The 12,753-nt window shown below is 65.9% G+C and carries 13 protein-coding genes; 9 read left to right on the forward strand and 4 right to left on the reverse strand.

Annotation, left to right across the window (positions count from 1 at the left end):
- Positions 1–20 precede the first annotated feature (20 nt).
- The gene (gene glyS / locus NA2_RS06245) at positions 21–2,135 is read right to left on the reverse strand and encodes a glycine--tRNA ligase subunit beta (protein WP_008595420.1); all 2,115 of its coding nucleotides are present in this window, start codon (positions 2,133–2,135) and stop codon (positions 21–23) included.
- A 140-nt stretch (positions 2,136–2,275) separates the two neighbouring features.
- Between glyS and NA2_RS06250 the strand changes: the two genes are divergently transcribed.
- A complete protein-coding gene (locus tag NA2_RS06250) occupies positions 2,276–2,455 on the forward strand; it encodes a hypothetical protein (protein ID WP_040676897.1) in 180 nt (59 codons plus the stop codon).
- Between the two features lie 173 nt (positions 2,456–2,628).
- Complete coding sequence (locus NA2_RS21455) at positions 2,629–2,907, forward strand: DUF559 domain-containing protein (RefSeq protein WP_081582618.1); 279 nt, start codon at positions 2,629–2,631, stop codon at positions 2,905–2,907.
- A gap of 165 nt (positions 2,908–3,072) precedes the next feature.
- On the opposite strand, the gene NA2_RS06255 is transcribed toward NA2_RS21455, so the two are convergent.
- From NA2_RS06255 to NA2_RS06265, 3 genes are all read right to left on the reverse strand, one after another.
- A complete protein-coding gene (locus tag NA2_RS06255; protein ID WP_008595423.1) occupies positions 3,073–4,035 on the reverse strand; it encodes a glycine--tRNA ligase subunit alpha in 963 nt (320 codons plus the stop codon).
- A 107-nt stretch (positions 4,036–4,142) separates the two neighbouring features.
- The gene (locus tag NA2_RS06260) at positions 4,143–6,164 is read right to left on the reverse strand and encodes a tetratricopeptide repeat protein (RefSeq protein ID WP_040676899.1); all 2,022 of its coding nucleotides are present in this window, start codon (positions 6,162–6,164) and stop codon (positions 4,143–4,145) included.
- Between the two features lie 143 nt (positions 6,165–6,307).
- Complete coding sequence (locus tag NA2_RS06265; RefSeq protein ID WP_008595431.1) at positions 6,308–7,321, reverse strand: polyprenyl synthetase family protein; 1,014 nt, start codon at positions 7,319–7,321, stop codon at positions 6,308–6,310.
- Between the two features lie 157 nt (positions 7,322–7,478).
- Between NA2_RS06265 and NA2_RS06270 the strand changes: the two genes are divergently transcribed.
- The 7 genes from NA2_RS06270 to NA2_RS06300 all read left to right on the forward strand — a co-directional run bounded on the left by NA2_RS06270 (position 7,479) and on the right by NA2_RS06300 (position 12,637).
- Positions 7,479–7,715 carry a putative signal transducing protein gene (locus NA2_RS06270; protein WP_008595432.1) on the forward strand — a complete coding sequence of 79 codons (237 nt, stop codon included), beginning with the start codon at positions 7,479–7,481 and terminating at the stop codon, positions 7,713–7,715.
- Positions 7,708–8,490 (forward strand): tRNA1(Val) (adenine(37)-N6)-methyltransferase, encoded by a 783-nt coding sequence (locus NA2_RS06275; RefSeq protein WP_008595437.1) that lies wholly within the window; start codon positions 7,708–7,710, stop codon positions 8,488–8,490. Before NA2_RS06270 ends, NA2_RS06275 begins: the two co-directional genes overlap by 8 nt.
- Positions 8,491–8,596: 106 nt before the next feature.
- A complete protein-coding gene (locus NA2_RS06280) occupies positions 8,597–9,472 on the forward strand; it encodes a S49 family peptidase (protein ID WP_008595444.1) in 876 nt (291 codons plus the stop codon).
- Between the two features lie 152 nt (positions 9,473–9,624).
- Positions 9,625–9,810: an NfeD family protein gene (locus NA2_RS06285; RefSeq protein WP_008595446.1), complete on the forward strand. Its 186-nt coding sequence runs from the start codon at positions 9,625–9,627 to the stop codon at positions 9,808–9,810.
- A gap of 37 nt (positions 9,811–9,847) precedes the next feature.
- Positions 9,848–10,708 (forward strand): 4-(cytidine 5'-diphospho)-2-C-methyl-D-erythritol kinase, encoded by an 861-nt coding sequence (locus tag NA2_RS06290; RefSeq protein ID WP_008595447.1) that lies wholly within the window; start codon positions 9,848–9,850, stop codon positions 10,706–10,708.
- A gap of 1 nt (position 10,709) precedes the next feature.
- Complete coding sequence (moaB, locus tag NA2_RS06295) at positions 10,710–11,264, forward strand: molybdenum cofactor biosynthesis protein B (RefSeq protein WP_008595448.1); 555 nt, start codon at positions 10,710–10,712, stop codon at positions 11,262–11,264.
- 218 nt (positions 11,265–11,482) lie between these two features.
- Entirely contained in the window at positions 11,483–12,637 is a 1,155-nt protein-coding gene (locus NA2_RS06300) for a PA0069 family radical SAM protein (RefSeq protein ID WP_008595450.1), read from the forward strand.
- The last annotated feature ends 116 nt before the right edge of the window (positions 12,638–12,753 follow it).

Here is a 12,753-nt window from a genome sequence, read left to right on the forward strand (position 1 = left end):
TTTGGCTGAGGCTCGCCGCCTCAGCCGGTGATTTTTGAAAAATCCGCGACCTGTGCGGTGGCGCCGCGGATGCGGGAGAGCAGGCCGAGCCGGTTGGCGCGCAAAGACTCGTCCTCCGCATTGACCATCACCCCGTCGAGGAACGCATCGACCGGCTGACGCAGCCGCGCCAGGAAGGACAGCGCCTTGACATAATCGTTGGCGGCGATGGCGTCCCCCGCGAAGCGCTCCGCTTCTTCAAGACTGTCCAACAGCGCCCGCTCCTCGTCGGTCTCGAACAGCTTCCCATCGACGGTCCCGGCGATCTTCGTGCCCTTCTTCTCGGCATCGGCGACGATGTTGGCCGCCCGCTTGGTGCCGGCGACGAGGTTCTCGCCGTCGGTGGTGGCGAGGAACTCCGAGAGGGCCTCGACGCGGCGCACGATGAGAAGGAGGTCGTCCGTATCCTGCGAGATCACCGCGTCGATCAGGTCGTAGCGCATGCCCTGATCCCGCAGATAGACCTTCAGGCGGTCATGGAAGAAGGAAAGCAGGTCTGCATCGGCCCATCTGGACAGGCCCAGCGTCACCTTGTTCTCGATCACGATCCGGATCACGCCGAGCGCCGCCCGGCGCAGCGCATAGGGGTCCTTGCTGCCCGTCGGCTTCTCGTCGATGGCCCAGAAGCCCGTCAGCATGTCGAGCTTGTCCGCCAGCGCGACGGCCACCGCCACCGGCTCGGTCGGCACCGCGTCGTTCGGGCCCTGCGGCTTGTAGTGATCCTCGATGGCGGCCGCCACCGCCTCCGCCTCGCCCTGGAGGCCGGCATATTTGCGGCCCATGAAGCCCTGCAGTTCGGGAAACTCGCCCACCACCTCGGTCTGGAGGTCCGCCTTGGCCAGATGCGCGGCGCGCACCGCCAGCGCCGGATCGGCGCCCACCGCAGGCGCCAGTTCCGCTGCCAGCGCGGCAATCCGCGTCACGCGCTGCCCTTGCGTGCCGAGCTTCGCATGGAAGGTCACGCCCAGATGGTCGAGCCGCGCCATGCGCTGGTCGAGCGGCTTTGCCAGGTCGAGGCCGAATTTCTCCGCCGAGCCTTCCAGCCTGCCGAGGTCCGGCAGGTTCTTCTGGTCGGTCTTCCAGAAATGGAGCGCGTCCGACAGGCGCGCCCGCACCACCTTGCCGTTGCCGTGGGCGATTTCCGCGCCGCCGTCCGTCGCCTCGATGTTGGCGGTGATGACGAAGCGGTTGGCGAGCTTCTCCGTCTCGCCCTGCGGGCGGCAGACGAAGCATTTCTGGTTGGCGCGGATCGTGAGCCTGATCACTTCGGGCGGGATCGACAGATAGTCTTCCTCGAACGCGCCGAGCAGGACCACCGGCCATTCGACCAGCCCCGACACCTCCTCCAGCAGCCCCTCGTCCTCGACCAGTTCGAGACCGCTGGCGAAGGCCAGGTTCTTGGCGTCGTCGAGGATGATGCGCTTGCGGCGGTCGGGATCGAGCACCACCTTGGCGGTTTCGAGCTTCTCCACATAGTCCTCGAAGCGGCGCACGGCGATGGCCCCGGGCGCGTGGAAACGATGACCATAGGTGACGTTGCCGGCGCGGATGCCGTCGATCTCGAAATCGACCACCAGCGGCTCCTCGGTCTCCGGGCCGAAGGTGCACAGGATCGATTGCAGCGGCCGCACCCAGCGCAGGCTGCCGGGCTTCGCCGATGCGGCGCCCCAGCGCATGGATTTCGGCCAGGGGAAATCGCGGATGATGCCGGGCATGATGTCCGCCACGATCTCTTCCGCCGCGCGGCCCTTCTTCTGGATTACCGCAACGTAGAAATCGCCCTTCTTGGGGTCCGACTGGATCTCGGCCTGATCGACGGAGGAAAGTCCGGCGCCGCGCAGAAATCCCTCGATGGCCTTCTCCGGCGCGTCGGTGCGCGGGCCCTTGCGTTCCTCGCGCACGTCCTTCGAGCGGGCGGTGACGCCGCGAATGTCGAGCGCCAGCCGGCGCGGCGTCCAGTATTCGGTCGCTGCTTCGTAGGTCAGCCCGGCGTCCACCAGACCGTCGGTGACCAGCTTCCTCAGATCGCCGGCGGCCTTGCGCTGCATGCGGGCGGGAATTTCTTCGGAGCGAAGTTCAAGAAGAAGATCGGGCATCGGGGTCTCGGACAGGAAGGCTGCGTCGGCTGCGGCAATAGCAACTCCGCCGGGCAATGTCACCCGGCGGGGGGTGGCGAATGAACCTTTTCGTCTCCGGCGGCGACTGACGGTCATCAGTTCACCACCGGATCGGAACAATGACAACCGCAACGAACCTTCTGCACTCCCTCGCGCTCAGCGCCTGCCTGACAATCCAGGCAGTTCCCGGCGCCGCCGAGCAGCCGTCCGGCATCCGCCGCGCCCTTCAGACGATGGACAAGTCGACCGTCTTCGTCATCGTCGTTGCTTCCCCCTCACTTGCGATTTCTAACACTTAGCCTTCGGCTAAGATGTTGAAATCGCTTTCTCTCCCGCAAGGGGAGAGAGACGCCGTCATAGACGGAATACGCACCTATCTCTCCCCTTGCGGGAGAGAAAACAAATTCTGGGATTTAGCGGAGCTAAGTCCTAGAATTTGCAAGAGAGGGGTATCAACCGGCGAAAAGCACCAATGCCGCATCAATCCGTTCCACCGTCACACCGCGGCTTTGCCCGTACGATGCGGGCTGATGCGACGCGAGCCGAGAACATGCTCTGGCAAGCACTACGCAACAGACAGCTTGAGGGGCTGAAGTTCCGCCGTCAGGTTCCACTCGATGGATATGTCGCCGATTTCATCTGCTTCCAGGCGCATCTGATTGTCGAGGTGGACGGTGCGCAACACGCGCTTTCCGCCTCGGATGCCAAGCGCGAGGCTTTTACCCCTCTCTTGCAAATTCCAAGGACTTAGCTTCGCTAAGCCCGGGAATTTGCTTTCTCTCCCGCAAGGGGAGAGATATGCCGGCATCAAGGGTTGTGCGCGCTCTCTCCCCTTGCGGGAGAGAAAGTGATTTCAACATCTTAGCCGAAGGCTAAGTGTTAGAAATCGCAAGTGAGGGGGAAATGGCGCCGTCCCTCACGCCGCCTCGACCCGCGTCGCCCCGCCGGCGTCCGTCATCAAAAACGCCTCGCCGCAGGCCTTGGCCAGTTCGCGCACCCGCAGGATGTAGCTCTGCCGCTCAGTCACCGAGATGACGCCGCGCGCGTCGAGCAGGTTGAACATGTGGCTGGCCTTGATGCACTGGTCGTAGGCCGGCAGGACGCATTTGTGCAGGCGCCGGTCGTCGCTCTCGCCCGGCGCGCCGGCCGCAAGAAGCGCCCGGCATTCGCCCTCGGCGTCCTTGAAATGCTGGAACAGGAGGTCGGTGTCGGCGTATTCGAAGTTGAAGCGCGAATATTCCTGCTCGGCCTGCAGGAAGACGTCGCCATAGGTCACCTTGGCATCGCCCTCGAGGCCGTTGAAGTTCAGGTCGTAGACATTGTCGACACCCTGGACATACATGGCCAGCCGCTCGAGGCCGTAGGTCAGTTCGCCGGCGACCGGAGCGCATTCGATGCCGCAGACCTGCTGGAAATAGGTGAACTGCGAGACTTCCATGCCGTCGCACCAACATTCCCAGCCAAGCCCCCAGGCGCCGAGCGTCGGGCTTTCCCAGTCGTCCTCCACGAAGCGGACGTCGTGCACGGCCATGTCGAGACCGATCGCCTCCAGCGAGCCGAGATAGAGCTCCTGTAGGTTCGAGGGGTTGGGCTTCAGGATCACCTGATACTGGTAATAGTGCTGCAGCCGGTTGGGGTTTTCGCCATAACGACCGTCGCTTGGTCGACGCGAGGGCTGGACATAGGCCGCGTTCCACGGCTTCGGCCCCAGCGAGCGCAGCGTCGTCGCGGGATGGAACGTGCCGGCGCCCACCTCCATGTCGTAGGGCTGGAGGATGACACAGCCATGCGCGGCCCAGTAATTGTGCAGGGTCAGGATCAGGCCCTGGAAGGAACGGGTCGGATGGGTGTTGGGCAGGCTGGTGCTGGGGGCGTTCACGGCGCTTCTCCGGATGGATGCAGGCCCGTCCTATTCCGCGCCCCGGCGAGCGTCAAGGCGGGCAGCCCGGTGCCCGGCCATTTGCGACACGGCTGAAGCCGCCAGACCTATTCCGGCAGCCGGATTTCCTGGCCCGCGCGCAGCAGGTCCGGATTGCGCCGCAACGCCGGATTGATCGCCAGGATCTCCCGGAAGCGCTCGCCGTTGCCGAGCTGATCGACAGCGATCGACCACAATGTCTCGCCGGGCTTGATGACGTAGGCGGCGCCGGCCCCGGTCGCTTCGGAGGACGGCGCAGGCTCCTGAACCGCCGGCGCGTCCGCTGCCGCCCGATCGCCCACGGCCGGCGTGCTGCCGTCCGTCACCGCCGTTTCGGGGGTTGCCGCCTCGGCCAGTTTCCTGACTTCCGCTTTGGGCAGCCCGTCCTTCAGCTTCTTCTCCACCTCGGCCAGGAGATCCGGCTCCGGGTCGAGGTCGCGCGCATGCGACCACTGGAACGTCGCCTCCAGCCGCCGGCCGACGCGCCAGTAGGCATCGCCCAGATGATCGTTCAGCACCGGGTCGTCGGGCCGCAGCGAGACCGCGCGCTCCAGTTCGCGGGTCGCTTCCTCGTAGCTGCCAAGCCGGTAATGCGCCCAGCCGAGCGAATCGACGATGTAACCGTCGTTCGGGCGCAGTTCGACCGCACGGCGGATCAGGGCCAGCCCCTCCTCAAGCTTGATGTTCATGTCGACCCAGGAATAGCCCAGATAGTTCAGCACCTGCGGCTGGTCGGGATAGAGCTCGAGCGCCTTGTGGAAATTCGGCTCCGCCTTGTCCCACTCCTTCAGCCGCTCATAGGCGATGCCCCGCTGATAGTAGATCGCGTAGTCCTCGCGCTGCGGGTCCTTCAGCCGCGCGACGGCCCGGTCGAACACGTCGGCTGCGGCGCGATAGTCCTTGCGCACCGCATGCACCCGACCGAGCGACAGATAGGCCCGCATGTCGTCGGGGTCCTTGGCGACCGCCGCATCCAGGAAGGCCACCGCCTCGTCGTGCCGGTCGAGATCGGCGAGGTTCAGCCCGGTCTGCAACTCGGCCAGTCGCCGCCAGGGCGAATCCGCCTCGATGCGCTCGTAATAGGCGATGGCTTGTTCGGGCTCGCTCTGCTGCTCGGCCACCGAAGCGAGCTGGATCAGCACGTCGTCGCTGTCCGGCTGCAGCGCCAGAGCGTAGTTGAGATAGAGCTTGACGAAAGGCTCGCCGCCGCCGCGATTGAGCGCGGTTGCAATGTTCAGCAGGATCTCGGCCGCGCCCGCGCGCGGATCGGCGATCAGGGGTTCCACCTTCCCGCCCGAGCGAATGGTCTCGCGCAGCATCTCGGTGGCGGCGCGACCGGTGATGAACTCTTCCGATTCATTGAGGGCGGCCAGGGCCTTGTCCCTCTCGCCGCGGCTTGCAAGCCAGGCGGCATAGGCTTCGGCAGCCCGCATATAGGTATCGGGCGCCGCGGACCCCGCCGCCGGAGCCTTGACCAGCGCTTCGAATTCCTCGCCCGCACGGTCGTCCAGGCCCTTCTGCGCGGCCATCAGCGCCCGGTGGTAGCGCAGGAAAAGCCCGTACCATTCAGGACCTTCGAGCTTTTCGAGATCGGCCAAAGCGGCTTCCGTCTCGCCCTGTCCGGCCTTGGCCCACGCGGTCATCACTTCCGTGATGAGCCTGTCCAAATCCGATTCCAGAACGAGCTTCAGCCAGTTCTCGGCATCGGCGAACTGCTCCTTGCGCAGGGCATCGACCGCCAGGCCGAGGCGCGAGAACCGTTCGACTTCCGGCACCGATTTCAGCGCCTGCGCATGCGGCAGCGCCGCCTCGAAACGGCCCTGCGATATGAGCGCCAGCAGAAGGCTCTGCTGGATCGCCCGGTTGTCCGGCTGATAGGTCAGCGCGCGCTCGTAATAGCTGATGGCGCTGTCGAGATCGTTGTCGGCTTCCGCCGCGCGCGCGGCCAGGAATGCGCCGGAGAAGGAGGAAATCGCCAGGACATCCTTGGCCCCGGTTCCCTCCTTGGCAAAGCCCGCCGGCATGGAAAAGGCCAGCATACCGGCCATGCCGACCGTCGCCAGCAATCTGGAACTGTAGCGCCTGCTCATATGCCGTCCTGCCGCATGCGGTCCTCGTGTCTTCTTCTCTCCGCAGATGCGAAGACGAAAGGAATCTGTCGCTCTACTTGCAGACAAGCATGGCCTTTTTGCGGTGGCGCTTCAATGCCGCCCGCGCCGATTAAGGAATGGCCCTACATCACCCGACTGATGCAGAAATCGATGACGTCCAGCAAAGCGTCCTTCTGCGGGGTCTGCGGCAGGGGCGCCAGCGCGTCGCGGGCGATCTCGCCGAAATGGCGCGCCCGGGCGATCGTGTCGCCGATCGCGCCGTTGCGCTTCATCAGCCCGATCGCCTTTTCCAGCGCCGCGTCGTCGGACTGGTTCTCCTCGATGGCGCCCTTCCAGAAGGCGCGCTCCTCGGCGCTGCCGCGCCGGTAGCTGAGGATCACCGGCAGGGTCACCTTGCCCTCGCGGAAATCGTCGCCGACATTCTTGCCGAGATCGCTGCTCTTGCCGCCATAGTCGAGCGCATCGTCGACAAGCTGAAAGGCGAGGCCGAGATTGGTGCCGTAGGAGCGCAGCGCGGCGCGGTCGTTGCGCGACGCCTCGGCGATCACCGGGCCGACCTCGGCCGCGGCCGAGAACAGCGCCGCCGTCTTGGCCTTGATGACCGCCAGATAGTCGTCCTCCGTCGTCTCGAGATTCTTGGCGACGCCGAGCTGCATCACCTCGCCCTCGGCGATGACCGCGGCGGCGGCGGAAAGAATGTCCAGCGCCTCCAGCGAACCGACGTCGACCATCATGCGGAAGGCCTGGCCGAGCAGGAAATCGCCGACTAGGACGCTGGCCTGATTGCCCCAGATCATGCGCGCGGTCTTGCGCCCGCGGCGCAGGTCGCTCTCGTCCACCACGTCGTCGTGCAGCAGGGTCGCCGTGTGCATGAACTCGACGCTGGTCGCCAGCTTGACATGGCCCTCGCCGGCATAGCCGAACATCTGGGCGGCGGCGAGCGTCACCATCGGGCGCAGGCGCTTGCCGCCGGAATCGATCAGGTGCTTGGCGAGTTCCGGAATCAGATCCACGTCGGAGCCGGCCTTGGACAGGATCAGCTCGTTGACGCGGCCCATCTCGTCACTGGTGAGCCCCACCAGACTGGCGACGGAGGCCGCTCCACGCTTGCCATCGAGATTCAACACAACACCCACAGAGGGACCTCCAATCGCAACCGGAACAGGATCGACGAACTCACCGCGACTTTAGAGCCGGCGTACCACTCGGGGCAAGCGGCGAATGCGCGCGGCGGCAGCCTGCCGCCGTCACGAGACCGTTTACAGCCGGCACGCAAACTGTCAACGTCGCCGCATGTTCGAACTCATCCGCACCAACGACCCCGTGCTGATTTCCTTCGTGGAAAGCCTCTTGCGGGATTCCGACATCGGCTTCTTCGTCGCCGACCAGAACATGAGCATCATGGAAGGCTCGCTCGGGATCCTGCCGCGCCGCGTCATGATCGACAAGGACGACGCCGAGCGCGCCCGGCAATTGCTGAAGGATGCCGGGATCGGCGACGAGGCAAGGCCACCGCACGGCGATGGCTGATCCGGACGCCGACGACCGTTTCAGCGTCGATTCCTTTCATCGTGATGCGTTTCGCCTGGTGCAGCCGGTCCGCAACGGCCATCGCGCGGGCATCGACGCGATGCTTCTGGCTGCCGCATTGCCGGACGGGTTTTCGGGAACGGTCGCCGACCTCGGCGCGGGCGCGGGCGCTGCCGGCTTCGCCGTCGCCGCGCGCTGCCCTGGGGTCCGCGTGACGTTGGTCGAGCAGGCCGCGACAATGGCCGACTGCGCGCGCAGGAGCATCGCCCTGCCGCACAATGCCGATCTCGGGCAACGCCTCACCGTGCTCGAGGCGGACGTGACCCTGTCGGGGACGCAGCGAGGCGCAGCCGGCCTTCCCAGCAATGCCTTCGACGCCGCCATCATGAATCCCCCCTTCAACAAGGCGAGCGACCGGGCGACGCCCGACGCGCTGAAACGGGCCGCGCATGTCATGCCGGACGACCTGTTCGAACGCTGGATCCGGACCGCCGCGGCCATCGTCCGGCCGGGCGGCCTGCTGGCGCTGATCGCCCGCCCCGCCTCGCTGGCGCCGATCCTGGCGGCGCTCGAGCGGCGTTTCGGCGGCGCACTGGTGATGCCGGTGCATCCGGACGCCGAACGGGCGGCCATCCGCATCCTGCTCCGGGCGCGAAAGGGAAGCCGCGCCGGCCTGGCGCTCGCGCCGCCGTTGATCCTGCATGAGGCGGACGGGGCGGTTACCGCACGCGCCGATGCGCTGACCAACGGGCGCGCAACGCTTTTTGCCGATTGAGCAGCGTTTTTGCCGGTCCACCGGCGCTGCGCCATTGCGCTACCGGCGCGAATGCCTACATGCTTTGCACGCAAACAGCAGCAAACCCGCAGGAGACAGCCAGACCGTGCGACGCATTCTCAGCCGAGTTGTTCCCAAGCGCCTGCGCGGCGATGCGGTCACCATCCCCGTCGTGCGGCTCGCCGGCGCGATCATGCCGTCGAACAGCCCGATGCGGCAGAACCTGTCGCTGGCTTCCGTCGCGGGCGTCCTCGAAAAGGCGTTCGCGGTCTCCGAGGCGCCGGCCGTTGCCATCGCCATCAACTCGCCGGGCGGTTCGCCGGTGCAGGCGCGGCTCATCTACAAGCGCATCCGCGATATGGCGGAGGAGAAGGACAAGAAGGTCTTCGTCTTCGTCGAGGATGTCGCCGCCTCCGGCGGCTACATGATCGCGCTCGCCGGCGACGAGATCATCGCCGATCCCTCCTCCATCGTCGGTTCGATCGGCGTGGTGTCGGCCGGCTTCGGCTTCCAGGAAATGATCCGGAAGATCGGCGTCGAGCGGCGCGTGCACACGGCCGGCCGGAACAAGGCGATCCTCGACCCGTTCCAGCCGGAGAAGAAAGCCGATGTGGAGCGCCTGAAGGCGCTGCAACTCGAGATCCACGAGATATTCATCGACATGGTCAAGGCGCGCCGCGGCGCCAGGCTTGCGGACGATCCGGACCTCTTCACTGGCCTGTTCTGGACCGGCGGGCGCGGCGTGGCGCTCGGCCTGGTCGATGGCATCGGCGACATGCGCTCCTTCCTCAAGGAACGCTATGGCGAGAAGACGCGCCTCAGCCTGATCACCCAGCCGCGCGGGCTGTTCGGCCGCAAGCTCGGCGTGTTCGGCAGCGGCCCCGCCTCGCCGGAGTTCGGCGCATCGCTGGCCAGCGGCGCGGCGGCCGGGCTTCTGGAAGCGGTCGAGGAACAGGCATTGTGGCGGCGCTTCGGGCTTTGATCCCGAAGCCAGCACGAATAGTATCGGATCGGCTCATCGTTTCAGGGAAACGCTGCTCCGCCCTATTTCTTTACGCTTCCGCATTTATGCGGACGTCAGGTGGTTCCACCTGACTGCAAAATGCTATGTGGCATGAAACCGGAGGCTCTGCGATGCCGCAACTGATCTTCTTCGCACTGGTGGGCGTGGTCGCCTTTATGGGCTACCGGAAATTCGTCCGCGAGGCGGAACGCGTCACCGCCAAGGCGCGCCGCGCCAGGCAGGAAGCGGCGAACGGCAGCATGGGGACGCTCGTGAAAGACCCCGAGACGGGCGAATACCGTCTCGCCAAGGACTGACGAGCGCGGCGTGAACGCCTTGCCTCCACGCGCGAGCATGACCGCACCGGCCAAGGTCAATCTGGCGCTGCACATCACCGGGCAGCGCGAGGACGGCTATCATCTGATGGACAGCCTCGTCGCCTTTACCGATGCGGGGGACCGGATCGACGTCGAAGCGGCGGAGACCGACGAGATCGTCGTGTCGGGTCCCTTCGCCGCCCATGTGCCGATCGGCGGCGGCAACCTCATCGCCCGGGCGCGCGATCTTCTGCGCGGATCGTTCGGCGCGGGCGCGCCGGTCCGCCTGCATCTGGAGAAAAACCTTCCCGTCGCGTCCGGCGTTGGCGGGGGGTCGAGCGACGCTGCGACGGCCCTGCGCCTGCTGTGCACGCATTGGGGCATCCCGGCCAATCCAGCCACGCTTTCAGCGCTCGGCCTGCGGCTCGGTGCCGACCTGCCCATGTGCCTCGCCGCCAGGCCCCTGATGGCGCGCGGCATCGGCGACGCCATAGAAGAACTGCCGCGCTTTCCGCCGCTGCCGCTGGTTCTGGTCAATCCCGGCATTCCGCTTGCGACCGCCGATGTGTTCTCCGCGCTCGAGAAGCGCGACAACGCCCCCCTGCCCGCGCTGGAGGCGCTGGAGGCGCTGGACGACATCGCCGGCGCCGCTGCGTGGCTGAACATGGCGCGGAACGATCTGGAACCCGCCGCGCGTAGCCTGGTGCCCCAGGTGGGCGAGGTGCTCGAGGCGCTTGCCGATGCCGGCGCGCTGACGGCGCGCATGTCCGGTTCGGGCGCCACCTGTTTCGGCATCTTCCCTTCGCTGTTCATGGCAAGGCGTGCCGAGAAAACCTTGGGCGAGGCGCATCCCGACTGGTTCATTCTGGCGACGGAAACGCAGGCGGCGGAGGCATAGCATGCAGGATAGGACGGAACGCCCCTTCATCGCCGTCCGCTTTGCCGTGCTCACGGTTTCCGACACGCGCCAGCTGGAGGACGACCGCTCCGGCCAGACCCTGGCGGAGCGGATCGAAGCGGCGGGCCATCTGCTGTCAGACCGCAAGATCGTGCCGGACGACATCGAAGCGATCCGCATGGCGGTCAGCCTGTGGTGCGCCGACCCGGAGATCGACGCCGTCATCGCGACGGGCGGAACGGGCTTCACCGGACGCGACGTGACGCCCGAGGCGCTGGAACCGCTGTTCGATAAGCGCATGGACGGCTTCTCGCAGGTGTTCCATCGCCTGTCCTTCGACAAGATCGGCACATCGACGATCCAGTCCCGCGCCACCGCCGGGCTGGTCGATCAGACATTCGTCTTCGCCCTGCCGGGTTCGCCCGGCGCCTGCCGCGACGCATGGGACGGGATCCTGAAGGATCAGTTCGACTACCGGCACATGCCCTGCAATTTCGTGGAGATCATGCCGCGGCTGGCCGAGCACCTGAAGCGCGGCGCCGGCAAGCCTGCCTGACCGATCCGTTCGCTACCTCCCATTTCGCTTTCCCTTTTCAACGTCCCCTGTCCGCCTGTGGATAAGCCGGGCAGGCATCGCATCGCGCATAAAGTTCTTGCTTTGTTCTCATTCCTGAAATAGGAATAGATTCATCGGCGGCAGAGCCGATCCGCCCGCTTCAGGTCCCGCGTTGAGGAAAGCCGGCGGTTTCGACCCTGCCCAGCATGGAGCCCCCAATGGAACAGATTGTCAGCGCGGACGTTGCAGCCTTCGAGAGCGGCGGTGCCGCCATGGCCAATGCAATGATCGATCAATCGGGGGTTCGCATCGATGCGGAGCGCCGCCGCGGGCGGGCCGCCGGCATCAATCCGTCCGGCCGCTACGAGCCGGTGTCGCGGCATGTTTTCGACGATGGCTGGGGTTCCATCGAGGAATTGCCGGCCTTCAAGACGGAAGTGCAGGTGGAGCGTCCGCGCACCATCATCACCCGCAACACGTCGCCGGACATTTCCTTCGACCGCTCGATCAATCCCTATCGGGGCTGCGAACATGGCTGCGTCTACTGCTTCGCGCGTCCGACCCACGCCTATATGGGGCTTTCGGCGGGACTGGATTTCGAATCCCGGCTGTTCGCCAAGCCGGACGCGGCGCGTCTCCTGGAGCGCGAGCTGGCGAAGGAAGGCTATCAGCCGCGCACCATCGCCATCGGCACCAATACGGATCCCTACCAGCCGATCGAGAAGAAGTTCCGCATCATGCGCGAGGTTCTCGAGGTGCTGGAAGCGCACAAGCATCCGGTCGGCATCGTCACCAAATCGGCGCTGGTGCTGCGCGACATCGACATTCTGGCGCGCATGGCCGAACAGGGACTTGCCAAGGTGGCCTTGTCCGTCACCACGCTCGACCGCAAGCTGGCGCGCACGATGGAACCGCGCGCGGCGACGCCGCCGCGCCGGCTGGAGACGGTGCGGGCGCTGACGGACGCCGGCATTCCCACCTCTGTGATGATCGGCCCCGTCATTCCGGGCCTGACCGATTGCGAAATCGAGCGCATCCTGGAATCGGCGGCGGTCGCCGGCGCGCGCGAGGCTGGCTACATCATCCTGCGGCTGCCGCTGGAGGTAAGCCCGATCTTCAAGGACTGGCTGCTGCGCCATGCGCCGGACCGTTACCGGCATGTGATGTCGCTCATCCGTTCCATGCGCGGCGGCAAGGATTACGACGCCGAATGGGGCAAACGGATGAAGGGAAGCGGCCCTTACGCCTGGCAGATCGGCCGCCGTTTCGAGATCGCTGCAAGGCGGCTCGGCCTCAATGTCGAGAAGCGCAAGCTTCGACATGATCTGTTCACACCGCCGCAGCCACAGGGGAAACAGCTCGTTCTTCTGTAGTCCTACAATTATCGCCGCCGCAAGGCGGCGCAGGGTTCCCGTCCGGTTCTTGTCCCCGCAAGACTGACGGAAGCTTCCCGGCGCCTTCCGCCCCTCGTTGCCGGGAAGACCTTGCG

The sequence above is a fragment of the Nitratireductor pacificus pht-3B genome (genome assembly GCF_000300335.1).
In the GTDB taxonomy this organism is placed as follows: domain Bacteria; phylum Pseudomonadota; class Alphaproteobacteria; order Rhizobiales; family Rhizobiaceae; genus Nitratireductor; species Nitratireductor pacificus.

What these genes read in the sequence shown, in the direction of transcription:
- NA2_RS06275 (WP_008595437.1), top strand. Translation starts at nt 7,708, where the DNA reads ATGGCTGATCCGGACGCCGACGACCGTTTCAGCGTCGATTCCTTTCAT.
- NA2_RS06270 (WP_008595432.1), top strand. Translation starts at nt 7,479, where the DNA reads ATGTTCGAACTCATCCGCACCAACGACCCCGTGCTGATTTCCTTCGTG.
- NA2_RS06250 (WP_040676897.1), top strand. Translation starts at nt 2,276, where the DNA reads ATGACAACCGCAACGAACCTTCTGCACTCCCTCGCGCTCAGCGCCTGC.
- glyS (WP_008595420.1), bottom strand. Translation starts at nt 2,135, where the DNA reads ATGCCCGATCTTCTTCTTGAACTTCGCTCCGAAGAAATTCCCGCCCGC.
- NA2_RS06285 (WP_008595446.1), top strand. Translation starts at nt 9,625, where the DNA reads ATGCCGCAACTGATCTTCTTCGCACTGGTGGGCGTGGTCGCCTTTATG.
- NA2_RS21455 (WP_081582618.1), top strand. Translation starts at nt 2,629, where the DNA reads ATGCCGCATCAATCCGTTCCACCGTCACACCGCGGCTTTGCCCGTACG.
- NA2_RS06260 (WP_040676899.1), bottom strand. Translation starts at nt 6,164, where the DNA reads ATGAGCAGGCGCTACAGTTCCAGATTGCTGGCGACGGTCGGCATGGCC.
- NA2_RS06300 (WP_008595450.1), top strand. Translation starts at nt 11,483, where the DNA reads ATGGAACAGATTGTCAGCGCGGACGTTGCAGCCTTCGAGAGCGGCGGT.
- moaB (WP_008595448.1), top strand. Translation starts at nt 10,710, where the DNA reads ATGCAGGATAGGACGGAACGCCCCTTCATCGCCGTCCGCTTTGCCGTG.
- NA2_RS06290 (WP_008595447.1), top strand. Translation starts at nt 9,848, where the DNA reads ATGACCGCACCGGCCAAGGTCAATCTGGCGCTGCACATCACCGGGCAG.